Origin of the sequence: Mesorhizobium sp., assembly GCF_965229135.1 — a bacterium.
Classification (GTDB): Bacteria; Pseudomonadota; Alphaproteobacteria; order Rhizobiales; family Rhizobiaceae; genus Mesorhizobium.
In genome coordinates this window covers 5,494,122-5,517,457 of record NZ_OZ245860.1, presented here as the reverse complement: position 1 = coordinate 5,517,457, position 23,336 = coordinate 5,494,122, and the positions used below count along the sequence as shown (strand labels likewise).

Sequence of the window (23,336 nt, the reverse complement as noted above, 5' to 3'; positions counted from 1 at the left end):
GCGTCTCCTCAAGCTCCCAGCGAATAGCCGAGGTCGCGCAGCGGCAGTTTTCGCACGCGCTCTCCGGTGGCGGCGAAGATGGCGTTGCCCAGCGCCGGCGCCAGCGCCGGAAATGCCGGCTCGCCCATGCCGGTCGGCGGATTGTCCGACTGGATGAAATAGGGATCGATCGTCATCGGCGCGAACGGCATGCGCAGGATCGGATAGGCATTGTAGTTCTGCTCCCCGATCCGGCCATTCTCGAAGCTGATCTTGAGACCCATGGCGGTGGAAAGCGCGTCGGTCGACGCGCCCTGCGCCTGGGCTTCTGAGCCCGCCATGTCGATGATCGGGCCGACGTCGAGCACCACCAGGATGCGCGCGATCCGTATCCGCCTGTTGGCATCGACGCTGAGCTCCACCGCCTGCGCGACATGGCCGGCATGCGAATAGCACCAGGCGAGCCCGAGCCCGCTGCCCTTCGGCAGCGTCTTGCCCCAGCCCGCCTTGTCGGCGCACATTCTGATGACGTCACTGGCCCGCTTGGGGCTGAAGTTCACGCTCTTGTCCTTGGGCGCCAGTTCCGGCACGTCGCGGTTCACCGCGTCGAGCAGGAATTCGACATGGTCGCGGCCAGCCGCGACAGAAAGTTCATGCATGAAGCCCTGCGCGGCGAAGACCTGGGCATTGTCTCCGGGCGCTCGCCAGGCGCCGGTGGGAATTTTAAGCGGCAGCATGGTCTTGGCGCGGCGCAGATTGGGCGCCTTGATCGAATATCTGAGATTGTCGGTCAGGTTGGCGCCCGAGGCTTCCTTCTTGCCGTCGGCGGTGAAGGTGATGAAATGCTCCTGCCAGGCGTCGAGCCGGCCGCCCTTGTCGATCGCGCCCTTGAACTGGTGGTAGCCGGCGGGCCGGTAGAAATCATGCGCGAAATCGTCTTCCCGGGTCCATTGCAGCTTGACCGGGGCGTTGACCCTCCTGGCGATGGCCGCCGCCTCGCAGGCATAGTCGTTGACCAGCCGGCGCCCGAAGCCGCCGCCGACGCGGGTCTGGTGCATCACGACCTTTTCGGGCGCGATCCCCGCCGCCTTCGCGACCAGCGGCAGGCCGCGATCGGGCTGCTGCGTCGGCACCCACATTTCCATCACCCCGTCATGCCAGTGCGCGGTGGTGTTCATCGGCTCCAGCGGCACATGGGCGGCGAAGGGATATTCGTAATAGGCCTCCACGGTCTTGGCGGCATTGGCGAAGGATGCGTCCACGTCGCCGACATTGTCGTCGCGCTTTTCCGGGAAACTGGCCGCCAGCCTGCCGGCCTCGGCCGAGAATTGCGACGTGGAGTCGTTCGAAGCCGCGCTCAGGTCCCAGTCCACCACCAGCTTGTCCTTGGCCTGGAAAGCGCTCCAGGTATCCCTGGCGATGATGGCCACGCCCGGCATGACTTCGACCATCATGCCGGTGCCGTCCACGGCGAAGGCATCGAGCACGCCGCGCTGCGCCTTGATCGCGTCCACATTGAAGGACCTGACCTTGCCGCCGGCGGCCAGGCATTTGGTGAAGGTGGCATAGACCATGCCGGGAAGCTGGACATCGATGCCGAACAGCGGCTGGCCGGTGACGACCTTGGGGTCGTCGACGCCGCGATAGCGCTTGCCGATCAGGCGGTAGTCGGCGCGGCTCTTCAGCTTCAGGCTCTTCGGATCGGGCACCGGCATTTTCGCGGCGGCGGCGGCAAGCGACCCATAGGTCGCGGATCGGCCGCTGGCGGCATGGGTCAACACTGAATCCTCGGCCGTGATCCGCGATGGCTCCACCGCCCAGGCCTGGGCGGCGGCGGCCACCAGCATAGCCTTGGCGCCGGCGCCGGCCTGGCGCAGCTGGTCCCAGGCATGCGGGATGGAGGTCGAGCCGCCCGCCCCCTGGCTGCCATAGACCTTGGGGTTGATGTCCGCCTGTTCCATGACGACATGGTTCCAATCGGCGTCGAGTTCGTCGGCGATGATCACCCCGAACGAAGTCTTGATGCCCTGCCCGATCTCCGGGCATTTTGAATAGATGGTGATCGTGTTGTCGGGCGCGATGCGGATGAAGGCGTTCAGCGCCTGGTCCCTGGCATCGGCCGTATCGACATTCGCCGTCTCGGCCGCGAACGCCCTGCCGCCAAGATGGAAGCCCAGCACGAGCCCGGCGGCGCCCGCGCCGGCCAGCTTGAAGAAGGTGCGTCTTCCCATGGCCAGGGATGCATTGGCCGTCGGCACGGCCCGCACCTCGCGCATCAGCGCCGACAGATAGGCATCGGACCGTGCAAAACCGGATTGCGTGTCAGCCATTGGGGGCCTCCCTGGATTGCTGGGCCGCCTGCTTGCGCAAGCCGGCAACGTCCTTGCCTGTCAGGTCGGCGCCCTTGGCGCCGAAGCGGGCGGTGACGTAGTTGGCCACGGCCGCGATGTCGTCGTCTGAATAGCCCTGCCCGAAGGCCGGCATGAAGATCTTGCCGCCGGCGGTCTGGCGGTTGACGCCATTGATCACCGTCTGCGCCACATTGGTGGCGCTGGGATCGTTGACCGCGCGCACGCCGGTCAGCGTGGCAAAGCCGGTGACCGGGCTGACGCCGGTCCAGTCGTGGCAGCTGGCGCAGGCGCCGGCAAAGACCTTTTCGCCGCGCGCATTGGCAGCAGCCGCCAGGCCTTCCTTGTAGGACGCGGGCGCCGCCGTCGTGACCGTGCGCGGCAGGTCGCTGGCTTGCGCGGGTATGCTGCGCAGATAGGCGACCAGGGCATGGGTGTCGTCGGGGACGAGATAGCTCAGGCTGTCATCCGCCGCCTCGCCCATCGGCCCGGCCGCGCCGCCATGGCCGTTGGCATGGCCCGTCGAGAGATAGGCATAGAGGTCATCGTCGCTCCAGTCGCCAATGCCGGAAACGCTGTCGCCGCTGATGTTGTAGGCGCGCCAGCCCGCCGTGACGGCGCCCGCGAATTTGCTGTGATTGTCCAGCGCGAAGGCAAGGTTGCGCGGCGTATGGCATTCGCCGCAATGGCCCATCGCCTCGGCAAGATAGGCGCCCCGGTTCCATTGCGGGGTCTGGCCGACATTGGGGCGGAAGCGCTCATCGGCATTGAACATGACGTTCCAGACCGCAATCAGCCCGCGCTGGCTGAACGGCCAGGAAAGCTGGTTCGGCTTGGCGGGCGCGTTTGCCGGCGCCAGCGACAACAGATAGGCCTTGATGGCCAGCGCGTCGGAGTCCGTCATGTAGGCATAGGAAGCGTAGGGCATGGCGGGATAGAGCTTTTGGCCGTCGGCGCGGACGCCCCTGTGCACGGCCGCGAGGAACTGGGCGTCGGTGTAATTGCCGATGCCGGTCTCCCTGTCCGGCGTGATGTTGGTGGAATAGATCGTGCCGAACGGCAGGTTGAAGGCGAAGCCGCCGGCGAAAGGGGCGCCGCCCGGCGCGGTGTGGCAGGCCTGGCAGTCGGCCGCATGGGTCAGGTATTCGCCGCGCTTGACCAGGTCGGCATTGGCAAGCTCGGCGGGAACACCGCTGACCTTGGCGCCCTGGTACTCGGCCAGTGCCACGGTCGATCCGCTGGCGAAGGACATCGGATCGCGGCCCAGATAAAGCCAGCCCGCCAATCCAAGGCCGATGACGACCAGGACCGCAACGACGATGCCGACAAGCTTTTTCATGGTCAGGCCGATTTGGAGGCGGCGTTCTTGATGGCGCGGCGGATGCGGATATAGGTCCCGCAGCGGCAGAGATTGCCGGCCATGGCCGCATCGATGTCGGCATCGTCGGGTTGCGGGTTGGCATCCAGCAGCGCGGTGGCCGACATGATCTGGCCGGCCTGGCAATAGCCGCATTGCGGCACCGCGGCTTCCAGCCAGGCCTGCTGCACCTTGGCGCCATTGGGCGTGCCGCCGATGCCCTCGATGGTGACCACCGCGCGGGTGCCGACATCGCCAACCGTCAGCTGGCAGGAACGCACCGGCTTGCCCGCGACATGCACCGTGCAGACGCCGCACTGGGCGATGCCGCAGCCATATTTGGTGCCGACAAGGTTGAGATGGTCGCGCAGCACCCACAACAGCGGCATGTCGTCGGGCACATCGACGTCGCGCGGTTGCCCGTTGATCAGAAGCGTAAGCATGTGTCCATCCCTGCCTGACAGCGACGCGTTTCCCTTGAGAGTCTAGGGGGCGGCGGCGGCGCAGCCAGCATTGGCCGGATCACATTTAAGGCACCGCCGCCTCGCGCCTCTGCCTGAAACGGTGTCGCGGCCCTGCGGATTGTTGCAGCTTTCCTGCCCGCGATGGCGTATCCGAAGGGCAACGATGTTCCACACGGAGCCCAAAATTGAGCGTTGCATTCGCCAAGGAAGAAAGTGCCGAAGCCGCCTCCGAGACCATCCTGCCGGCGCGTCCCGTCTCCGACAGGATCAACCTCGTGACACAGGCCGGCCTCGCCATGCTGCGGGACGAACTGACCCGCGCCCAGCAGGCGCTGGACGTCGCCAACGCGCTGGACGACGTCAACGAGCGGCGCCGGCAGTCGGCGGTTCCGGTTCGCGACATACGCTACCATGCCGAGCGCGTCAGGACGGCCCAGCTGATGCCCGCGCCGACGAGCTTCGACGCCATCGCCTTCGGCCACACCGTCACCTTCGCGCGCGACGATGGCCGCACGCAGACCTTCCGCATCGTCGGCGAGGACGAGGCCAACCCGGCACAGGCGACCATCTCGCATGGCTCGCCGGTCGCCCTCGCGCTTCTCGGCAAGGCGGTCGGCGACATCGTCCAGCTCGGGCCGCGCGAACTGGAGATCCTGTCCATCTCGTGAAGAAGGCATGGGGTCGAGGCGAAGCCGCCCCCATCGTTCGCGGCGGGTCTTCTGGCAAACGGATCCCGCCTGTTTGGAACCAATACCGGGCGAGACTGTTTAGCTACGCATTTGCTATGCTGACGTCCCCGCCGGCTGGGTAAGCGGCTATCCTGAGGAGCCTCCACATGAACATTTCGTCCAAATTCCGCTCGGTCGCGGTTGCCGCCATCGCAGTCGCCGGCGTCGGCTTTGCCAGCGCCGCGCACGCCGACAGCGGCACGATCCGCTTCGCCGTCTACAAGGCAGCCTTCTTCGTCGGCGGCTCCGGCGGCGAAGGCACGCTGACCTTCCACGGCCGCAGCTATCCGATCTCGATCGGCGGTGTCTCGGGAGGCCTGGCCTTCGGCGTGTCGAAGACCTATTTCCACGGCACAGTGCGCCACATTCGCCGCGCCAGCGACGTGACGGGCGTCTACGGCGCGGCCGGCGGCGGCGGCGCGATCGGCAAGGGCGCGCAGGTGATCCTGATGACCAACGACAAGGGTGCCCAGCTCGAGCTGACCGGCAGGCAGGTCGGCCTGCAGGTGAACGCCGACCTCAGCGGCCTGGCCATCACGGTCAAGTAACGACCGTTCCATCCTGATGATCCTGAAAGGGCCGGTCTTGCGACCGGCCTTTTCCATAACCGAGAGACACGCGGCGTCGGCCATCGATCTGGCAGCCCTGCCCGGCCAACCGGGACAGTATCCTTGTAGGCCATCCTGCGCACCATGTTTGCGCAAGCCGCGTCAGCGCGGATGGCGGTCACGCCGGAACCTTGACGGCGCGGGCGCGGCGGGCTCTTGTCCGAGCGTTCCGGCGACCAGGGAGGTGCCACCATGGAAAAGATCATCCTCGACTGCGATCCGGGCCACGATGACGCCATCGCCATCCTGCTGGCGGCGGGCAATCCCGACATCGACCTGCTCGGCATCACCACGGTTTCGGGCAACCACAATGTCGAGAACACCACGCGCAACGCACTCTCCGTATGCACCGCCTATGGCATCAAGGTGCCGGTGGCCAAGGGTTCCCCTGGCCCGCTCATCATCGACCAGGTGCTGGCCGTCGAAATCCACGGCGACACCGGGCTCGACGGTCCGGAACTGCCGCCCGCCTCGTTCGAGCTCGACAAGCGCCATGCCGTCGACTTCATCATCGACACCGTCATGGCGCATGAGCCCAAGACCGTCACGCTCGTGCCGGTCGGTCCCTACACCAACATCGCGCTCGCCGTGCGCAAGGACCCTCGTATCGTCGGGCGGGTGAAACGGGTGGTGGCGATGGGCGGAAGCTATACGCGCGGCAACATCACGCCCGCGGCCGAGTTCAACGTCTATGGCGATCCGGAAGCCGCCGACATCGTGTTCCGCGCCGGCTGGGACGTCACCATGGTGGGGCTCGACCTCACGCACCAGGCGCTGGCCACGCCCGCGCTGCAGGACAGGGTGCGCGCCGTAGGCGGCCCGATCGCCAGGTTCATCCTCGACATCTAGGAATTCATAGCCACCACGCATGGCGGCCTGCTGCAGATCGAATATCCCGCCGTGCATGACGCATGCTGCGTCGCCGCGCTGATCGACCCGACCGTCTTCACCACCGAGAAGGCCGACATCCGCGTCGAAATCGCCGGCCGGTGGACCAAGGGCATGACGGTCTGCAATTTCGAGAAGATGGGCGGCATGCGCCACTTCGGCGGCACGGCCAGCGAGCAGATGAACTTCCGCCACACCGTGGCGATGAAGCTCGACCACCCCAAATTCTGCGACCTGATCGTCGACGCGCTGGAACGCCTTGCAAGGCGCAAGGCGTGATCGGGGGCGCCGAAGTCGGGATGGAAAGTCCTTTGCGACCTGCGGACAAAAATCCAATTCACGGCCTCTGGTTTCGCCAGCTTGGGGGAAGCGGCGCGGCGGAACTTGATGAGCGGACGAGCCGCATCGGTGTTCGGCCGCTTTGGGGCCGGAGACGGAATGGCGGCTGTCGAAAGCAAACTTCAGAAAGCCGACATTCTCTTACAGCGGCGCCTATTTGTACTCAGTTCAAAACCGCCGCACCTGCGCTCTGAGGTGTGCAACACGAAAGGTTTGGCGCACTAGGTTGGTGATCTCGCCGGGGGCGTTTCCAGACCCGCAGTAGCGCGTTGCGCGTCTCGATGCAGGAGGCCAAGCTCGCCATTGTGGCGGTGTCACGGCGATTATTATTCTTTGGCGTGAGGCCAATTTCCGCTAACTCGAATCTCATTGCCGTCTTGGGCGTCAGATTGTGCCTGCAAAGATATGCGCCAGTCTTGTGTCCACTGAGATGAAAACTCGACCCGATGAACAGAGCTACCATCAGGATCTGAGTACGACACCTTAAGCGCTTCCTCGATTGGGATCATCTCCGGCTCGATCCACATCGCCATGCCCAAAAAAACATGGCCCAGTTTCCACGGCCCGTGCGGAGTGTCGATGAAGACCGTTCCGGGGTAGGGAATACGGGCAGTCCGGGTGATAGCAGGCTCGCCCTTCGCAATCTCGGCATAGGGGTTCAAGGCCTCCTGAACCTTTCGCCAAACGTCATTTAGCGACCAACTTGAGCCGTCGTCGGTGTCGTGAAAGATTGGGGCAAACAAGTCTGTATCAGGCAGAAGTATGTACTCCACGTCGTCGGGGGGCTCAGGAACTGTATCGTCCCCAGCCCTATACGCCCGAATGCCGGCCCCGGTGATGGCACATGCCTTATGCCAGAACATAACCGGGTCGAGGCCAAGGATTGGATTGATGTCCGTGACCGTTAGATCGGAGATTTTGCGAAGCGAAACGCCTGCGTGAGATGCCGCAATCTGAGCCTCGGCGGAGAAGCCAGACACGCTAACAGCGATGGTGCGATCCGCTCCAATCGAAGACTTCTTCGTAGCTAGCTGCTCGATCCATGTGACATCCTGAAGCTTTGACCTGCGCCGACATTCGATCGTGACAAGCATCTCGGTTGTGCCGACTTTGGCACGAATGCTGGCATCCACTTCTCTGAGGCGACCTGTGAGTTTGCAGCGCAGACGATCTGGCGACTTAACAACTAACCCTCGGGGACCTGCGTCGGCCTCAATCCGAGCGATCAGGAGCTCTAATTCGCGCCATTCGGGATTCCGACGTCGGCGCGCCCTCATTCTTTTGGGCCGCCTTTTGTCCCGGCATTTAGGAACATTGGGAAGAAGCTGATCTGCTTCTTCATTTTGATGACGTCATCAACGCCAATCGTATTGGCCTTCCGCCGCTCCCCGCCGGCCGGGGTTATAACCTCAAGGTCTGGGTTTTCGATGATCGCTGCATGGACATCGTCGGCGTGCGCCGGGGTAATGTTGTATATGCTTTCGTAGAAGTCCATGACAGCCATGGAATCCCCGGATTCCGTGATCAGGCGCGGAATATCCCCTAGAAGCTGGTTCTTTGCCGACGCTCGACCGCTGATATCAAAGAGGTAGAGCATGCCCTCATCATGCTTTGGGTCGTAGGAGAGCATGTTGAGGCCGGATCGACCGAAGTGTGCCTGCAAGCTGGCGTTGTCGTGAAGAATGTTGTTGTAGACCTGCCTTGCCCGATAGGCATTTGCGAAATGGATCAGCCAATACCGCCAACCGCCGGGATTATTGATCGAGAATGGGCTGACATAGGGGGCGCACAATCGGAAAGCGTCGAAGACGATTTTCTCGGCTGTGCCGAGCCAGTCCTTTTGACTCATTAGCGCATCGAGCGCCTGGATATCGTTGCTCGTCAATCCGAGATGATCGAGCTGGGCGCGAAGCCGCTCCGGCTGGTCCTTTTGAAGGAAAGCGAGCAGCGAACTGATGACGAAGGTATAGAAAATCTCAGCTGCGGGATAAGAGCGCATGATGTCGAGGATTGTGTTCCGCTCGACATGGCTGTGACCGCATTGATCTAGGTTAAAGATGACGCTCCGATAGCGACCTTGCCCCAACAGGCGCTTGATATCGAGAAAAGCGGCTTCGAAGAACTCGTTCAGATACTCGACCCGCAGATGCAACTTGGGGCAGTTCTGGCTGGCCTCTGCTTGCATCGGTGCGACATGCGTCTTCAGAAGTTCGATCGCATCGCGACTGGCATCGTTGAAAATGAGGAGGCATTCGACTTCGACTGCGCCAAGCCCTTGGACGGCGCGTTGTGTGTTCACGGCGTCGACGGCTCGCTTCAATTCCTCAATGAAAATCAGGGGCGATCCGGGCGAGCCACATTGATATCGCCCCCCGCCGGCGAAACCGTCGATGATTGCGAGACGAAACCGCTCCTGCTGAGGAAGCCTGCAACGAACGGTGAGATAGTCGAAGACATACTCACGTAGAATTTTGTGTTTGCGGCGTGAATGCTCGTCAAGTTTTGCGCCATCGGCCCATTCGTATCTTTTCTCGACCACCGTATCCCCCGACAGTATTTTTTTACATTACAGTCACGCCTGTTGGAGTGACTGGCATCTCGTCCCAAGTGCGGCCGCGATACTCTCGACCGTTGGCTTTCTTAGAGCGTTTTTTGTTGTCTTTGCCCCATGTCCCCCACTGTTTGAAGAAGAAGGCGGTGCCCGCCGCCAGGCATTGGCCGTGGATCTCGTCAATCCACTCCTCTTTGATCGGCCGAGCCCATTTGCCGCTTTCGCCGCCGACGATTGCCCAATGGATTTCACGGAGATCGACAGCGCCAACCGATCCAATCAGAGGCTCGAAGGAGATGAACCGAATGTCCGCAGGCGCCTTGCGGAGATGGTCGACACGGCTCACGACATCCGAGTTTTCGATGCTGGTGCCGAGCCAGACATTGGGAAGGACGTCACCCATCTGCGAGGCGACGAGCGCCGCCATTCGTTCGGGGCGCTTGGTGAGGATCTGATAATTGTGGCGGGGAGTCTCGCGCATGACCCTCCAAACCCGGAGGATGAATTCGTCGCTGACACCCTCGTGAAACAGATCGCTCATCGAGTTGACGAAAATTTTCCGCGGCTTTTTCCATCGGTATGGAATGGAAAGAGCCTCGTGATCTTCCCGGACGACACCGTTCCACACCGTCCGCTTGCCGGTTCTCCGGGTCAGGCCAGTATATTTTTCGATGCCCATGGCTTGAAGACGCTTGGCCATTTCCATGGCATAGCAGTGGGTACAGCCAGCGGTGATGATCGAACATCCCGCTACCGGGTTCCAAGTGGAATCCGTCCACTCTATCTGAGTTTCAGCCATCAGATCCTCCAAGGCCACGCGAGATGGGATTTCCCCGTTCATAGAATTGACTGTGAGGCATGCGAATTTTCGACGCTTCGGACCTAACTTTGTGCCTTATCGCACTTGCAAAGCCAACCGCGCTCTCGATTTTCTTCATCAATAGCGCCCTTTGCCGGCGCGACGATTGGCGGTCATCCCCGCAAACGACATTGCGGCTAAATGATTGCGGTACAGTAGGCGCCGCCCGAATATCCGCTTTCGAGCGAGGGGCAGAGATATCTCTATGGCCGACATGCGGCGCAGAGCCGTCATGAGCCTTCAGTCGACAATCGTCATGCGTGCCCCGATGATCGGCCGTCCCGCCCCATGGAGTTTGGGAACCCGGCCATGCTAGCCTGATCGTCCATCGAGCCGCCTGAAGCTCGGGCCAGTGGCAAGTCGAGAGGGGCAAGTCATGTTGGATCAATGGATCAATTTCTTCGTCATGGTGGGCGGCGGGGCGGCAGGGCTTGCCGGGTTGATCTTCGTCGCAATCTCGATCAATCCCGAACGCATCGTCCGCAACACGACGCACAAGAACCGGGCCATCAACATGCTGTCGGGCTTCAGCGCGATCTTCATGGCATGCAGCCTTGCGCTTCTGGGAGGTCAATATCTTCCCGCGCTCGGCGTCGAATGGCTCTTGCTCTGGCTCGTGGCGACATTCATCTTCGTCAGGGGATATGTCGTCGCCATCCGGTCGGGGATGAGCTCCATCGGGCTGACCGTGCCACGGCTGGCCGGCGGCACGGCGTGTTACCTCGCCGAGGTCGCTGGCTCGGTTCTCCTTGTTCTCGGACGCGGCGCGGGCCTTTATATCGCCGCGCTTGGAACCATCGTCCTGTTCGCCTTCCTCATCTCGGGCGCGTGGCTGCTCATCATCGGCATCTACGAGGAGCCGGCCAAAGGGTGACGCCCGGCGCTTCTGCCAACCGAGGCGTCTTCGTTCACATGCTTGCGAACGCTGTTTTGTTAGTCCGGGAGCCTTACTTCGCATTTTCGCATACTCCATGGATCACCATGGGCGATAAGCTTTCCCTGATACTCGATCGTTGCGGTCGTGCGCCGGTCATTCCCGGCAATCCATCGACCAACGAAATCCTCTATCGGCATGCCCTAGATCTCCGCCATTGCTCTTGCACAGATTACCTCGGCCCTCGCGCCGATGCACCTCGCGATGCCGGTGATCGATCGAGATTCAACCCCTGAACCGCTGCACATGATGGATCAGCGCCCGCAGCTTGGGCGCGATGTTGCGGCGGCTGGGGTAGTAGAGATAGAAGCCGGCAAAGTATGGGCAGAAATCTTCGAGCACGGGCACCAGTTCACCCCGCTCGAGCGGCGCGCGAAAGCTCTCTTCCATGCCGAAGGCGATGCCGGCGCCGGCGATGGCGAGCTTGATCATCAGCGCCATGTCATTGGTGGTGAAGTCCGGCGGGACGGTGACGCTGAACTCCTTGCCGGCTTGCGCGAATTCCCAGCGATAGGGCTGCACCCTTGGCGCGCGGCGCCAGCCGATGCAGCGATGGCCGGCGAGGTCGCGCGGATGCCGGGGCATGCCGAAGCGTTCGCCATAGGCGGGCGCGCAGACGGCGAGTTGCCGCTCCTCGCCGGCGATCGGCACCGCGATCATGTCCTGCTCGATCACCTCGCCCAGCCTGACGCCGGCATCATAGCCCTCGGCGACAATGTCGAACTCCTCGTCGGTGACGTTGATGTAGAGCTGGACCTGGGGATTGGCCTCCGCGAAGCCCGCCAGCAGCGGGCCTGAGAGAAAACGCTCGGCGATCGAAGAGACGGCAAGCCGCAACTGCCCGCTGGGAACACCGCGCAGGTTTCCGGTGGTTTCGATCGCCGCACGCATGTCGGCGATGGCCGGCGCCACCTCGCCATGCAAGCGCTCGCCCGCCTCCGTCAGGCTGACGCTGCGCGTCGTGCGCTGGACCAGCGCTATGCCCATCGTCTCCTCCAGCCGCCGGATCGTCTGGCTGACCGCCGAGCGCGTGACGCCCATGCGGTCGGCGGCGGCGCGAAAGCTCCGCTCCTCGGCCACCAGGGCAAAGACGGCGAGCGCGTTGAGGTCCGGCTCCATTGGTTAGCTGTTCTTTCCAGGCTGGAAACAAATGGTTGGCTTATCGCGACAATGAAACAGATCCATTTTCCCTGCAACCCGCCGTGAGCGGTTCGACCATCAATCCGGAGAAAGAAAAATGTCGCTCGACAAAGTCATCCTCATCACCGGCGCTTCCAGCGGCATCGGCGCCGGCATCGCCCGGGAACTCGGCGCCGCCGGCGCGAAAATCGTACTCGGCGCGCGCCGCACCGACCGGCTGGAGGCGCTGGCTAAGGAGATCGAAGCCAAGGGAGGAGAAGTGCTAACGCGCCGGCTCGATGTCACCGACCGCGCCGATGTCGCGGCATTCACCGACGCCGCGCGCCAGCGCTTCGGCCGCGTCGACGTGATCGTCAACAATGCCGGCGTCATGCCGCTGTCGCTAATGGCCTCGCTGAAGGTCGACGAGTGGGACCGGATGATAGACGTCAACATCAAGGGCGTGCTCCACGGCATCGCCGCCGTGCTGCCGGAAATGACGGCGCGGGGCTCCGGCCACATCATCAACATCGCCTCGGTCGGCGCACTCGGCGTCTCGCCGACGGCCGCCGTCTATTGCGCCACCAAATACGCGGTCCGGGCGATCTCCGACGGCCTGCGGCAGGAGAACGACACCATCCGTGTCACCTGCATCCACCCCGGCGTGGTCGAGAGCGAGCTTGCCGACACGATCACCGATCCGGCGGCGGCGACGCTGATGAAGACCTATCGCGCCATCGCCCTGCGGCCCGACGCCATCGGCCGCGCCGTGCGCTTCGCCATCGAGCAGCCCGATGATGTCGACGTCAACGAGATCGTCATCCGGCCGACGGCCACAAGGTGAGACGGCCATGAAGAATGTTCCGTCCCGCCTCCCCCACTGGGCACTTGCAGCAGCGCTCGTGCTTTCACCCCAGAAAGGTTTTGCCGACATGAATGCCAACCAGAAACCCGCGGCCGCGCAAACCCACCCCTATGCCGGCATGTGGGTGACCGCCGACGGCCATATCCGCCACGAGCTGCTGCCCAACGGCCGCTATGACGAAGCGCGCGGCAGCCGCGAAAGCGCCTACCGGGGCCGCTACGAGGTGCGGGGCAATCACATCGACTATTGGGACGACACCGGTTTCACCGCCGATGGCGATTTCATCGACGGCGTGCTGCACCATGCCGGCATGATCCTGTACCGGCGGCCTTAGGCCGGTCGATGCGCCGGAACATGTGCCGGTGGCATTCGCCGCCGGCGCATGGACGCTTTGGAATGCTCTCCGCTGACGACGAAGCCGTCTTCACGCGTCAGCCACGGAGCTTGTCAGCCGGGGACATAGGTGGTTTCCTGACGTCCGCACCACAGGAGGCGCACCAGATGAGCGATCGACGTCACTCGGGCCTGAAGTTGGCTGCCTTTGCAGGACTCTGTCTGGCGGTCGCAGCCTGCACCACCAGCTCAAGGCGCGATGACGGCTGGCTGACCACGGCCCAGGCGAACGCCGAGAGCAAGCAGATGCAAAAGAAAGGCATGATGCCTGTCGCCATCGATTGCTGGTCGGAAAAGAGCTCCTCGACCCCCAAATACCTGCTGCGCACCAAATGGGCGCCCAATCCCAGGAATCTCATCTGGAGGTGGGATGTCGGCGATGCCAACTACATGAAGCAGCGCAAGACCGCCGCAGCCCGTGACAAGCTGAGGATCGTCCAGTTCAAGTCCGACATCAATGCGTACTGCGCCATCTGGCGAAGCGCCTGACGGGCAAACGCGCTGCCGGGCCGCCGCGGAAATCCGATACCCTGCATTCATCGGTTCGGCCTGGTGGCGACACGCACCCTGCTCGACCGCACCAGCTTCTCGGCCATGTGCCGCATGAGCGACATGCGGGCCATGGGCGCAACCGTGGCGCTGCGCGAGCGCAGCTTGAGCGTTCCCGAAGACTGCGCGGTGATGGACTTCGACAACACCTACATCGCGCCGCTGCTCGTGCGCGCCCTGTCGACGGTCGATCCCAGCGCGAGACGACATAGCGGTGAAGACAGGCCGCGCCTTGCGGGCTGGCTTGCGTCAGAACAGGCCGGCGCCGCGCTCGGCCTCGAAATGGCGCGTCCATTGCGCCCTGAGATCGGCGGGCCGGCGGCCGTGGCGTTCCTCCAGGAATTCGGCGGCGATGATGCGATCCATCCGAAAATGCCGGAAGTTCGCGCGCAGCTCGCACCAGGCGGCGAGCAGCCGGACGGTTTCGGCATAGCCGATGATCGTCGGCCAGATCGTCCGCTCGCTCTCCCTGCCCTGGTCGTCGCGGTAGCGTATGCGCATCTTGCGGCCGGCGCGGATCCACTGCCGGGTGCGCGTCACGTCGATGCCGTCCGGCACGGTCTCCCTGCCCGGCGGCGCGCCCAGCGTCGGGCCGATGGTGGGATTGGCGATGAAGGGGCGCAGATGCTCGGGCACCGACGCCGATATCTTGGCGATAAGATCGCGCGCGGCCGCCGCCAGCACCGCGTCGCCCCTGTCGGCCACCCATTGCGCGCCCAGCACGGCCGCCTCCAGCTCGTCGGGCGTCAGCATCAGCGGCGGCATGTCGAATTCCCTGTCGAGCACATAGCCCAGCCCCGCCGCGCCCTCGATCGGCACGCGCTGCGCCATCAGGTCGGCGATGTCGCGATAGACGGAGCGCTTGGACACTTCCAGTTCCTCGGCCAGTTGGCCGGCGGTCACCGGACGGCTGGAGCGCCGCATGATCTGGATGATCTGGAACAGTCGATCGGCGCGGCGCATCGCATCCTCCTGTTGCCACTATGCTGGCAGCAGCCCCGGTTTACCAGAAGGGACACGGGCCCGGTCGCGGGCTCCGACACTGGAAGGAAGCCACATGAACTTCGTCTCGATCCGCGTCATCACCGCCGACGTCCAGCGCCTCGCCCGCTTCTACGAGGCGATCACCGGAATGACCATGACCATGTACACGCCCGACTTCGGCGAGCTTGTGACACCGTCCTGCACGCTGGCCATCGCCGGCACGCGCACGCTGCAGCTATTCGGCGGCGACATCGCCCGCCCGGTGGGCGCCAATGTCGCCCGCCCCGCCGACAACCACACCGTCATCCTCGAATTCCGCGTCGGCGACGTCGATGCCGAATTCGAACGGCTGTCGGGCACGCTCGCCGGCGCCATCGTTCAGGAGCCGACCACCATGCCCTGGGGCAACCGCTCGCTCCTCTTCCGCGACCCGGACGGCAATCTGGTCAACCTCTTCACGCCCGTCACCGCCGAGGCAATCCGGAAATTCGACAAGGTCGGCGCGTGAGGCCCGTTGCGGCCGGGCAAAACTAAATCCGGCCCACCGCGACGGATCGGCCGCCACCAGCCGTTCAACCTTGCAACAGGCCAACCTTGCAGGGATTGCACGCATGGCGATACCTCCCAATGCCGACCAGGCCATCGCGCTCAACCGCTTCGGGCTGGGCGCGAGGGCCGACGACACGGCGCCCGCCGACCCCAGGGCGTGGCTGCTCGGCCAGATCAGCCACTATGAGACGGCGCCGGCCGCCTTCGCCTCGGCCGACACGTCGGCGGCGATCGCGTCGCAATACCGGGAGGATCGCGCCGACCTGAAGGCTGACGCGAAGGACGACGATGCCGACGCCAAGGCGGCGGCGCGCAAGGCGCTGCGGCAGAAGGGCCAGGAGCTCTACCGCGCCGAGGTCGCCATGCGCGTCGCCTCGGCGCTGACCACGCCCACCCCTTTCCTGGAACGCCTTGTCTATTTCTGGTCGAACCATTTCGCCGTTTCCGCCGACAAGCCGCAGGTGACGATCCTGGCCGGCGCCTTCGAGCGCGAGGCGATCCGGCCGCATGTGCTGGGACGTTTCGAGGACATGCTGATGGCCGTCGAGCGGCATCCGGCGATGCTGTTCTTCCTCGACCAGGTGCGCTCGGCCGGGCCGAACAGCAAGCTTGCCGAGCGCGTGGAGCGCAACGGCAACAAGCGCAAGATCGGCATCAACGAGAACCTTGCCCGCGAGATCATGGAGTTGCACACGCTGGGTGTGCGCACCGGCTACAGCCAGGCCGACGTCACGCAATTCGCGCTGGCCCTGAGCGGCTGGAGCATTGGCGGCCTCAACGCCAAGACCGAAGGCGACGAGACCGCCGGCTTCAAGTTCCGCCCGCCCCTGCACGAGCCCGGCCAGAAGACCATCATCGGCAAGACCTATCCGCAGCAGGGCGAAGGCCAGGCGCGCGCGGTGCTGCACGATCTCGCGTCTTCGGACGCCACCGCGCTGCATCTGGCGACCAAGCTCGCCCGCCACTTCATCGCCGACGATCCGCCCGCCGAAGCGGTCTCCGCCCTGCAGGCCGCCTTCATCTCCTCGCGCGGCGACCTGCCGACGGTCTATCGCGTGCTGATCGACCTGAAGGCCGCGTGGACGCCGCAGTCGGTGAAATTCAAGACGCCGTGGGAATGGACGATCTCGGCACTGCGCGGGCTTGGCGTCACGACGGTCGCCGACATGCCGGTGGCGCCGATGCTCAACCAGCTTGGCCAGCCGGTGTGGCGGCCACGCTCGCCCGCCGGCTATGACGACATCGCCGCCAGTTGGGCGGCACCGGACGCGCTGGTGCGCCGGGTCGAGATCGCGCAGCGGCTGACCCGGAAGCTCGACCTCGATCCGCGCCAGCTCGCGCCCCGCATCCTGCCCGCTGTCAGCACCATGACCGCGACCGAAGTCGGCCGCGCGGAATCGCTGCGCACCGGCTTAGCACTCCTGATCGTCTCGCCCGACTTCCAACGGAGGTAAGACCATGATCCACCGCCGCCAGTTCCTCCGCTTCGCCGCCGCCGGCGCCGGCTCCCTGTTGCTCGCGCCGCACATCGTCTTCGCCAATGTCGCGACCGAGCGGCGCTTCGTCTTCATCATCCAGCGCGGTGCCGCCGACGGACTGAACACCGTGGTTCCCTATGCCGACCCCGCCTATGCCGGGCTGCGCGGCGACCTCGCCATCGATACGGCGACGGCGCTGAAGCTCGACGGCACCTTCGCGCTGCATTCCTCGCTGGCGGAGCTTTCGAAAATGTATGCGGCAAAACAGGCGCTGTTCGTGCAGGCCGTCGCCTCGCCCTACCGCGACCGCTCGCATTTCGACGGCCAGAACGTGCTGGAAACCGGCGGCGTCAATCCCTACCAGCTCAAGGATGGCTGGCTGAACCGGCTGGTCTCGCTGATGCCCAAATCGAAGGGCGATGCCATCGCCTTCGCGCCGACCATTCCGCTCGCCTTGCGCGGCAACGCCGAAGTCACCTCCTACGCGCCCTCCAACCTCAAGGACGCCGACGACGACCTGCTGACGCGCGTCAGCACGCTCTACGACGCCGACCCGCAATTGCACGCGCTGTGGAGCGAGGCGATGCAGGCGCGCGGCCTTGCCGACCAGCATAAGGCCGGCCAGAGCCCGCAGGATGTCGGCCGCACGGCGGCGACCTTCCTCGGTCGCGCCGATGGCCCGCGCATCGCCATGATCGAGACCAATGGCTGGGACACGCACAGCGCCCAGGCCGGCCGTCTCGGTAACCAGCTGCGCGGCCTCGATGCCCTGATCGCGGCACTACGCGACGGGCTCGGCGACAATTGGGCCCAGACCACGGTGTTCGTAGCCACCGAGTTCGGCCGCACCGCCGCCGCCAACGGCACGCAAGGCACCGACCACGGCACGGCGTCGGCCGCCATGGTGGTGGGCGGCGCCGTCAAGGGCGGCCGCATCCTCTCCGACTGGCCGGGCCTTTCGGCCAAGGCGCTCTATGAAGGCCGCGACCTCGCGCCCACCCTCGACCTCGACGCATTGATCGCCACCGTCGCCGCCGAGAGCCTGCATCTCGACCCCGAGCTGACCATGCGCACGCTGTTTCCGGACCGCCCCTTCAACAAGGCGCTCAGCGGGTTGATATCGGCGTGAGTGTCGCGAGGCCCCGACCGCTGCCGACACCGCGCGCAATCTCGGCGCGGCGCTCTGGCGTCATGTTCTCGGCGCGCTTCTTTCCGCCCTTGGCGCCAAGCGCCTTGGCGGCGGGGTCTTTGCCGTCGTCAATCACGTCGTCGGCTTCCTCGCCTGTCGCAATGCGCATAACGCGGACGGCGTTGCCGATTACGTCGGCGGGGCGCTTCTGGCCTTTAGGTCCGGTTGGTATTCACTTGCCTTTCGCTCTTGGGTAAGTGAACCCAGCAAACTCCGTTTGCTCCCGCCACTCGGGAAGGCCGCGCGCTCTAATACGCTCTACCGTGCCGCGTTGCCGATAGATTGTTTTTTCCGGCCACCCGTCTCTTTCCATCTCGCGCAATTGTTCGCGCGCGATCCACAACGCCGCTCGCCAATTCTCTTCGGGTGTCCGTTGCACGCTTCAAAATCCCATACTTTCCGGTGAGCATAGGCGGTTTCGCCTAGGGCCTCAAACGCGACCGACGATTTTCTAAATTTCAAACTGAGACACTACCGGACTTTCACCATGGTATTGACCTGAGCGTCAGGGACATCAGCACGACCCCAGACATGCCAAACGGCGCGGCATGACCGTTCGGTGGGCGGGCTCGCCGCTCCCCGCAAATAGACGTGGCGCGTATCGAAACGACAAAAAAGTATCGGTCGGGTGGACAGACCGTGGTGGCGGCGGCTTGAATTGCCGCCTAAGCTCTTGTCACTGCGGAGAGCGGCAAACGCGGCCTGCGGGAATGAGGCGTAGCAACTGGTCACAAGACCGGACCCGCGCCGGGAGGAACGACAATGAATCCGGACCTGGAAGTCGTCGCCATCAGACGTGGAGAGTCGTTCAAGGCCTGGGCCCACGGCTATCCCTTCCGCACCGTGCGCTGGCACTTCCACCCCGAATATGAACTCCATCTCGTCGTCGCCACCACCGGCCATTATTTCGTCGGCGACTTCATCGGCGAATTCGAGCCGGGCAACCTGGTGCTCACCGGCCCCAATCTGCCGCACAATTGGGTCAGCGACGTGCCGCCGGGACAGACCGTGCCGCTGCGTGGCCGCGTCGTCCAGTTCTCCGAAGAATTCATCGCCGGCTCGACCGCCGCCCTGCCCGAACTGGCCGCCTGCGCCGGCATCCTCGAAACCAGCCGTCGAGGCGCGCTGTTCTCGCCGGCCACGGCGGAACTGGCGGCCCCCCTGCTCGCCGAACTGGTCGAGGCGCAGGGCGTTCGCCGGCTCTCGCTGTTCATGGGGGTACTCGATATCCTCAGCCGCGCCACCGATGTGCGCACGCTGACCAGCGCGGAATATCTTCCCGACCCGTCCGGCTTCATGTCGGCCGGCATCAACAAGGCGCTGGCCTACATCAACGCCCACCTCACCGAGCCGTTCAGCGAGGGCGATCTCGCGGAGATCGCCGGCCGCAGCCCCAGCGCCTTCTCGCGCAGCTTCCGCCGCCACACCGGCATGGCGCTGGTGCAGTATGTCAACCGGCTGCGCATCAACCTCGCCTGCCAGTTGCTGATGAGCGAGGCGCAGACCCCGATCACCGAGATCTGCTTCGCCGCCGGCTACAACAACATCTCGAATTTCAACCGCCAGTTCCTGGCGCAGAAGGGCATGTCGCCTTCGCGCTTCAGGGCCTTGCTGGAGAACATAAACGCGGACATCGCCGCCTAAAAGGGAGGACCGGGAGGAGCCCAAACACAATCTGCAAGGCATGACGCGGGTGCGTTGGAGGCGCCCCGTGCTGGAGATCGCTTGTCCTGAAATCCAGCAATATCAAGAGGATGCGGGTACGCGCTGAGTGATGATCGAGGACGATCGTCCTGATGCAGCGGGTCATAGTCCTCGCAACAGTCCGACGTGCAGTCAAGGCCTGGCGCGCCATGCGGCGCTCAGGTTTTCGTGAAACCATTTTCTTCAAACGGAGATTACTCGAATGACCACATTTGCCTGGAAATCGACCGGTGCGGCAGCGCTCGCCCTTTCTCTCCTTGCCGGCACTGCCCATGCCGCCCCCGTCACCGAAGCCACGGTCGCGTTCCTGATGCCCGACCAGGCCTCGACCCGCTACGAGCAGCACGATTATCCCGGCTTTGCCGCCGAGATGAAAAAACTCTGCCCGGGCTGCAAGGTGCTCTACCAGAATGCCGATGCCGACGCCTCGCGCCAGCAGCAGCAGTTCAATTCGGTGATCTCGCAGGGCGCCAAGGCGATCGTGCTCGATCCCGTCGACTCGACCGCCGCCGCCTCGCTGGTCAAGCTGGCGCAGAGCCAGGGCATCAAGGTCATCGCCTATGACCGCCCGATTCCGACCGCGCCCGCCGATTTCTACGTCTCCTTCAACAATGAAGGCATCGGCAAGGCCATCGCGGATTCGCTTATCGAGCATCTGAAGGCGAAGAAGATCGACCCCGCCAGCGGCGGCCTGCTGCAGATCAACGGCTCGCCGACAGACGCGGCCGCCGGCCTGATCAAGAAGGGCATCCATGAAGGCCTCGACAAGAGCGGCTATCCGATCCTGGCCGAATACGACACGCCGGAATGGGCGCCGCCGAAGGCGCAGCAGTGGGCGAGCGGCCAGATTACCCGCTTCTCGACCAAGATCCTCGGCGTCGTCGCCGCCAATGACGGTACCGGCGGTGGCGCCATCGCGGCCTTCAAGGCGGCCGGCGTCGATCCCGTGCCGCCCGTGACCGGCAACGACGCCACGATCGCGGCGCTGCAGCTGATCATCGCCGGCGACCAGTACAACACCATCTCCAAGCCGAGCGAGATCGTGGCGGCCGCCGCCGCCAACGTCGCCGTCAAGCTGCTGTCGGGTGAAACCCCGAAAGCCGAGATGACCCTCTACGACACGCCCTCGCAGCTCTTCACCCCGGCTGTCGTGACGCAGGAAAACCTCAAGGCCGAGATCATCGACAAGAAGATCAACACGGCCGCCGAACTCTGCGTCGACCGCTACGCCGAGGGCTGCAAGAAGCTCGGCATCACCAACTGATCCACCAGACCGGGCGTCCGGCCGATGGCGGCCGGACGCCAGTCTTTCACTGGCCACCGGAAAGGTTTGCCCGAAATGACCGACATGACCGACAAACCGGTTTCGACCGGCGAACTGGTGCTCAGCCTGCGCGGTATCTCGAAGAATTTCGGTGCCGTCTCCGCACTGACAGACATAGATCTCGACGTGCATGCCGGCGAAGTCGTGGCGCTGGTCGGCGACAATGGCGCCGGCAAGTCGACGCTGGTGAAGATCCTCGCCGGCGTTCACCAGCCAAGCTCCGGCACGATCAATTTTCGCGGCAAGCCGGTCACCATGCCCGACCCAAGTGCCGCGCTGACCTTGGGCATCGCCACCGTCTTCCAGGACCTGGCGCTGTGCGAGAACCTCGACGTCGTCGCCAACATCTTCCTCGGCAAGGAACTCAACCCGCTCAGGCTGGACGAGGTGGCCATGGAAATCCGCGCCTGGACGCTGCTCAACGAATTGTCGGCGCGTATTCCCAGCGTTCGCGAAGTGGTCGCCTCGCTGTCGGGCGGCCAGCGCCAGACGGTCGCCATCGCCCGCTCGCTGCTGCTTGAACCGAAGCTCATCCTGCTCGACGAGCCGACCGCCGCGCTTGGCGTCGCCCAGACGGCGGAAGTGTTGAACCTGATCGACCGGGTGCGCGACCGCGGCCTCGGCGTGCTGATGATCAGCCACAACATGGAGGATGTGCGCGCCGTCGCCGACCGCATCGTCGTGCTGCGTCTCGGCCGCAACAACGGCGTCTTCGCGCCCGACGCGTCCAACCAGGAACTGGTCAGCGCCATCACCGGCGCCTCCAACAATGCGGTCTCGCGCCGCGCCGAGCGCCGGCAGGCGCAACAGAATCAGGCCCAAAACCAGGAGCAAAGGCCATGAGCGCCGAGATCAAGCACGACACCTCGTCCTCGACGGCGCTCGACCGCGGCGACGTGCGCGTCAAGCATGAGGCCGGCGTCGGCGGCGCCTTGCGCGCCTTCCTCGACCGCGTGCGCTCCGGCGATCTCGGCTCACTGCCGGTGGTCGTCGGCCTGGTCATCATCTGGACCGTGTTCACCAGCCTCAACCCGGTGTTCGTCTCGTCCAGCAACCTCGTCAACCTGCTGTTCGACTGCTCGACCGTCGGCGTCATCGCGCTCGGCATCGTCTGCGTGCTGATGGTCGGCGAGATCGACCTGTCGGTCGGCTCGATCAGCGGCTTTGCCTCCGCGCTCGTCGGCACGCTGTGGGTCAACCAGGGCTGGCCAGTGGCGCTCGCCATCCTCGCCGCGCTTGCCTTTGGTGCCGCCATCGGCTGCCTCTACGCGCTGCTGTTCAACCGGCTGGGCATGCCGAGCTTCGTCTCGACGCTGGCCGGTCTGCTGGCGGTGCTGGGCATGCAGCTCTACATCCTCGGCTCCAGCGGTTCGATCAACCTGCCCTATGGCTCGAACCTGGTGAATTTCGGCCAGCTGATGGTCATGCCGCACTGGGTCTCCTTCGGGCTCGCCGCCCTGCCCGGCATCGTCATGCTGGTCACCGGCCTGCGCACCATCAGCCGCCGCCGCGCCGTCAATCTGTCGGCGCCCTCGCTCGGTGGCCTCATCGTTCGCGCCGTCGCCATCACGTTGGTGCTGGAACTGATCGTCGGCTACCTCAACCAGGCGCGGGGCATTCCGTGGATGTTCGGCCTGTTCGTCGGCCTTGTCGTGGCCATGAACTACGCGCTGACCCGCACCAAATGGGGCCGCTCGATGACGGCTGTCGGCGGCAACCGGGAGGCGGCGCGGCGCGCCGGCATCAAGGTGCGGCTGATCTATCTCAGCGCCTTCGCCGCCTGCTCGATGTTCGCGGCCCTCGGCGGCGTTCTGTCGGCGGCCCGCCTCGCCTCGGCCAGCCAGCAGGCAGGCACCGGCGACGTCAACCTCAACGCCATCGCGGCGGCCGTCATTGGCGGCACCAGCCTGTTCGGCGGACGCGGCAGCGCCTATTCCGCGCTGCTCGGCATCATCGTCATCCAGTCGATCGCCAGCGGGCTGACCTTGCTCGATCTGTCATCGTCGCTTCGCTACATGATCACCGGCGCCGTCCTGGCGATCGCGGTCATCGTCGACTCCCTGGCACGCCGCTCGCGGGTTTCCCACGGCCGCGCCTGACATCCCCCCAAAACACAGAACACACGAG

Annotated in this window: 22 protein-coding genes and 2 pseudogenes; 15 read left to right on the top strand and 9 right to left on the bottom strand. The window is 64.5% G+C overall.

The genetic code is table 11. The annotated features are described in order from the left end of the window. Window positions 1–8 precede the first annotated feature (8 nt). From ACO07C_RS26530 to ACO07C_RS26520, 3 genes are read right to left on the bottom strand one after another with little or no spacing between them, the layout of a single operon-like run. Window positions 9–2,309: a molybdopterin cofactor-binding domain-containing protein gene (locus ACO07C_RS26530; RefSeq protein ID WP_421917130.1), complete on the bottom strand. Its 2,301-nt coding sequence runs from the start codon at window positions 2,307–2,309 to the stop codon at window positions 9–11. Continuing rightward, window positions 2,302–3,666, bottom strand: coding sequence for a c-type cytochrome (locus tag ACO07C_RS26525; protein ID WP_421917129.1), 1,365 nt, complete (start codon window positions 3,664–3,666; stop codon window positions 2,302–2,304). Before ACO07C_RS26525 ends, ACO07C_RS26530 begins: the two co-directional genes overlap by 8 nt. Window positions 3,667–3,668: 2 nt before the next feature. Continuing rightward, the gene (locus ACO07C_RS26520; protein WP_421917128.1) at window positions 3,669–4,127 is read right to left on the bottom strand and encodes a (2Fe-2S)-binding protein; all 459 of its coding nucleotides are present in this window, start codon (window positions 4,125–4,127) and stop codon (window positions 3,669–3,671) included. Window positions 4,128–4,333: 206 nt separating this feature from the next. On the opposite strand from ACO07C_RS26520, the gene greA reads away from it, so the two are divergent. From greA to ACO07C_RS26505, 3 genes and pseudogenes are all read left to right on the top strand, one after another. Then, window positions 4,334–4,816, top strand: coding sequence for a transcription elongation factor GreA (gene greA, locus ACO07C_RS26515; protein ID WP_421917127.1), 483 nt, complete (start codon window positions 4,334–4,336; stop codon window positions 4,814–4,816). A 167-nt stretch (window positions 4,817–4,983) separates the two neighbouring features. Beyond that, a complete protein-coding gene (locus ACO07C_RS26510; RefSeq protein ID WP_421917126.1) occupies window positions 4,984–5,424 on the top strand; it encodes a hypothetical protein in 441 nt (146 codons plus the stop codon). Between the two features lie 252 nt (window positions 5,425–5,676). Then, window positions 5,677–6,651: pseudogene (locus ACO07C_RS26505) on the top strand (nucleoside hydrolase). 386 nt (window positions 6,652–7,037) lie between these two features. Here ACO07C_RS26505 and ACO07C_RS26500 read toward each other — a convergent pair. Genes ACO07C_RS26500 through ACO07C_RS26490 form a run of 3 tightly spaced genes read right to left on the bottom strand, consistent with a single transcriptional unit; the run spans window position 7,038 to window position 10,061 of the window. Next, on the bottom strand, window positions 7,038–7,988 hold the full coding sequence (locus tag ACO07C_RS26500) for a restriction endonuclease (protein WP_421917125.1): 951 nt from the start codon (window positions 7,986–7,988) through the stop codon (window positions 7,038–7,040). Then, a complete protein-coding gene (locus ACO07C_RS26495) occupies window positions 7,985–9,250 on the bottom strand; it encodes a three-Cys-motif partner protein TcmP (protein ID WP_421917124.1) in 1,266 nt (421 codons plus the stop codon). The genes ACO07C_RS26500 and ACO07C_RS26495 overlap by 4 nt, the downstream gene beginning before the upstream one ends. Before the next feature lie 22 nt (window positions 9,251–9,272). Continuing rightward, window positions 9,273–10,061: a DUF5131 family protein gene (locus tag ACO07C_RS26490; RefSeq protein WP_421917123.1), complete on the bottom strand. Its 789-nt coding sequence runs from the start codon at window positions 10,059–10,061 to the stop codon at window positions 9,273–9,275. 436 nt (window positions 10,062–10,497) lie between these two features. On the opposite strand from ACO07C_RS26490, the gene ACO07C_RS26485 reads away from it, so the two are divergent. Next, window positions 10,498–10,995, top strand: coding sequence for a hypothetical protein (locus tag ACO07C_RS26485; protein ID WP_421917122.1), 498 nt, complete (start codon window positions 10,498–10,500; stop codon window positions 10,993–10,995). A gap of 285 nt (window positions 10,996–11,280) precedes the next feature. Here ACO07C_RS26485 and ACO07C_RS26480 read toward each other — a convergent pair whose 3' ends face one another. Beyond that, entirely contained in the window at window positions 11,281–12,174 is an 894-nt protein-coding gene (locus tag ACO07C_RS26480) for a LysR family transcriptional regulator (RefSeq protein WP_421917121.1), read from the bottom strand. Between the two features lie 118 nt (window positions 12,175–12,292). Here ACO07C_RS26480 and ACO07C_RS26475 point away from each other — a divergent pair, with 118 nt between their 5' ends. The 4 genes and pseudogenes from ACO07C_RS26475 to ACO07C_RS26460 all read left to right on the top strand — a co-directional run. Continuing rightward, window positions 12,293–13,018, top strand: a complete 726-nt coding sequence (locus ACO07C_RS26475) for an SDR family oxidoreductase (protein ID WP_421917120.1) — start codon at window positions 12,293–12,295, stop codon at window positions 13,016–13,018. Window positions 13,019–13,025: 7 nt separating this feature from the next. Continuing rightward, a complete protein-coding gene (locus ACO07C_RS26470) occupies window positions 13,026–13,373 on the top strand; it encodes an Atu4866 domain-containing protein (protein ID WP_421917119.1) in 348 nt (115 codons plus the stop codon). A 167-nt stretch (window positions 13,374–13,540) separates the two neighbouring features. Next, a complete protein-coding gene (locus tag ACO07C_RS26465; protein ID WP_421917118.1) occupies window positions 13,541–13,921 on the top strand; it encodes a hypothetical protein in 381 nt (126 codons plus the stop codon). A 105-nt stretch (window positions 13,922–14,026) separates the two neighbouring features. Then, window positions 14,027–14,128 (top strand): annotated as a pseudogene (locus ACO07C_RS26460) (hypothetical protein); the annotation flags it as partial. 102 nt (window positions 14,129–14,230) lie between these two features. Here ACO07C_RS26460 and ACO07C_RS26455 read toward each other — a convergent pair. Continuing rightward, the gene (locus tag ACO07C_RS26455) at window positions 14,231–14,944 is read right to left on the bottom strand and encodes a helix-turn-helix transcriptional regulator (protein ID WP_421917117.1); all 714 of its coding nucleotides are present in this window, start codon (window positions 14,942–14,944) and stop codon (window positions 14,231–14,233) included. 94 nt (window positions 14,945–15,038) lie between these two features. Here ACO07C_RS26455 and ACO07C_RS26450 point away from each other — a divergent pair, with 94 nt between their 5' ends. The 3 genes from ACO07C_RS26450 to ACO07C_RS26440 all read left to right on the top strand — a co-directional run bounded on the left by ACO07C_RS26450 (window position 15,039) and on the right by ACO07C_RS26440 (window position 18,121). Next, complete coding sequence (locus ACO07C_RS26450; RefSeq protein ID WP_421917116.1) at window positions 15,039–15,473, top strand: VOC family protein; 435 nt, start codon at window positions 15,039–15,041, stop codon at window positions 15,471–15,473. 103 nt (window positions 15,474–15,576) lie between these two features. Then, entirely contained in the window at window positions 15,577–16,968 is a 1,392-nt protein-coding gene (locus ACO07C_RS26445; RefSeq protein WP_421917115.1) for a DUF1800 domain-containing protein, read from the top strand. Window positions 16,969–16,972: 4 nt separating this feature from the next. Further along, window positions 16,973–18,121, top strand: a complete 1,149-nt coding sequence (locus ACO07C_RS26440; RefSeq protein ID WP_421917114.1) for a DUF1501 domain-containing protein — start codon at window positions 16,973–16,975, stop codon at window positions 18,119–18,121. On the opposite strand, the gene ACO07C_RS26435 is transcribed toward ACO07C_RS26440, so the two are convergent. Then, window positions 18,099–18,257: a hypothetical protein gene (locus ACO07C_RS26435; RefSeq protein WP_421917113.1), complete on the bottom strand. Its 159-nt coding sequence runs from the start codon at window positions 18,255–18,257 to the stop codon at window positions 18,099–18,101. The genes ACO07C_RS26440 and ACO07C_RS26435 overlap by 23 nt on opposite strands. A 686-nt stretch (window positions 18,258–18,943) precedes the next feature. Between ACO07C_RS26435 and ACO07C_RS26430 the strand changes: the two genes are divergently transcribed. From ACO07C_RS26430 to ACO07C_RS26415, 4 genes are all read left to right on the top strand, one after another. Next, the gene (locus ACO07C_RS26430) at window positions 18,944–19,825 is read left to right on the top strand and encodes an AraC family transcriptional regulator (protein WP_421917112.1); all 882 of its coding nucleotides are present in this window, start codon (window positions 18,944–18,946) and stop codon (window positions 19,823–19,825) included. 262 nt (window positions 19,826–20,087) lie between these two features. Beyond that, on the top strand, window positions 20,088–21,149 hold the full coding sequence (locus ACO07C_RS26425; protein ID WP_421917111.1) for a sugar ABC transporter substrate-binding protein: 1,062 nt from the start codon (window positions 20,088–20,090) through the stop codon (window positions 21,147–21,149). A 75-nt stretch (window positions 21,150–21,224) separates the two neighbouring features. Next, a complete protein-coding gene (locus ACO07C_RS26420; protein ID WP_421917110.1) occupies window positions 21,225–22,052 on the top strand; it encodes an ATP-binding cassette domain-containing protein in 828 nt (275 codons plus the stop codon). Beyond that, window positions 22,049–23,308 (top strand): sugar ABC transporter permease, encoded by a 1,260-nt coding sequence (locus ACO07C_RS26415; RefSeq protein WP_421917109.1) that lies wholly within the window; start codon window positions 22,049–22,051, stop codon window positions 23,306–23,308. The genes ACO07C_RS26420 and ACO07C_RS26415 overlap by 4 nt, the downstream gene beginning before the upstream one ends. Window positions 23,309–23,336: the final 28 nt, after the last annotated feature.

Excerpts from the sequence above, each read along its gene's own strand:
- ACO07C_RS26530 (WP_421917130.1), bottom strand. The coding sequence starts at position 2,309 with ATGGCTGACACGCAATCCGGTTTTGCACGGTCCGATGCCTATCTGTCG.
- ACO07C_RS26525 (WP_421917129.1), bottom strand. The coding sequence starts at position 3,666 with ATGAAAAAGCTTGTCGGCATCGTCGTTGCGGTCCTGGTCGTCATCGGC.
- ACO07C_RS26520 (WP_421917128.1), bottom strand. The coding sequence starts at position 4,127 with ATGCTTACGCTTCTGATCAACGGGCAACCGCGCGACGTCGATGTGCCC.
- ACO07C_RS26510 (WP_421917126.1), top strand. The coding sequence starts at position 4,984 with ATGAACATTTCGTCCAAATTCCGCTCGGTCGCGGTTGCCGCCATCGCA.
- ACO07C_RS26500 (WP_421917125.1), bottom strand. The coding sequence starts at position 7,988 with ATGAGGGCGCGCCGACGTCGGAATCCCGAATGGCGCGAATTAGAGCTC.
- ACO07C_RS26490 (WP_421917123.1), bottom strand. The coding sequence starts at position 10,061 with ATGGCTGAAACTCAGATAGAGTGGACGGATTCCACTTGGAACCCGGTA.
- ACO07C_RS26485 (WP_421917122.1), top strand. The coding sequence starts at position 10,498 with ATGTTGGATCAATGGATCAATTTCTTCGTCATGGTGGGCGGCGGGGCG.
- ACO07C_RS26480 (WP_421917121.1), bottom strand. The coding sequence starts at position 12,174 with ATGGAGCCGGACCTCAACGCGCTCGCCGTCTTTGCCCTGGTGGCCGAG.
- ACO07C_RS26475 (WP_421917120.1), top strand. The coding sequence starts at position 12,293 with ATGTCGCTCGACAAAGTCATCCTCATCACCGGCGCTTCCAGCGGCATC.
- ACO07C_RS26470 (WP_421917119.1), top strand. The coding sequence starts at position 13,026 with ATGAAGAATGTTCCGTCCCGCCTCCCCCACTGGGCACTTGCAGCAGCG.
- ACO07C_RS26465 (WP_421917118.1), top strand. The coding sequence starts at position 13,541 with ATGAGCGATCGACGTCACTCGGGCCTGAAGTTGGCTGCCTTTGCAGGA.
- ACO07C_RS26455 (WP_421917117.1), bottom strand. The coding sequence starts at position 14,944 with ATGCGCCGCGCCGATCGACTGTTCCAGATCATCCAGATCATGCGGCGC.
- ACO07C_RS26450 (WP_421917116.1), top strand. The coding sequence starts at position 15,039 with ATGAACTTCGTCTCGATCCGCGTCATCACCGCCGACGTCCAGCGCCTC.
- ACO07C_RS26445 (WP_421917115.1), top strand. The coding sequence starts at position 15,577 with ATGGCGATACCTCCCAATGCCGACCAGGCCATCGCGCTCAACCGCTTC.
- ACO07C_RS26440 (WP_421917114.1), top strand. The coding sequence starts at position 16,973 with ATGATCCACCGCCGCCAGTTCCTCCGCTTCGCCGCCGCCGGCGCCGGC.
- ACO07C_RS26430 (WP_421917112.1), top strand. The coding sequence starts at position 18,944 with ATGAATCCGGACCTGGAAGTCGTCGCCATCAGACGTGGAGAGTCGTTC.
- ACO07C_RS26425 (WP_421917111.1), top strand. The coding sequence starts at position 20,088 with ATGACCACATTTGCCTGGAAATCGACCGGTGCGGCAGCGCTCGCCCTT.
- ACO07C_RS26420 (WP_421917110.1), top strand. The coding sequence starts at position 21,225 with ATGACCGACATGACCGACAAACCGGTTTCGACCGGCGAACTGGTGCTC.
- ACO07C_RS26415 (WP_421917109.1), top strand. The coding sequence starts at position 22,049 with ATGAGCGCCGAGATCAAGCACGACACCTCGTCCTCGACGGCGCTCGAC.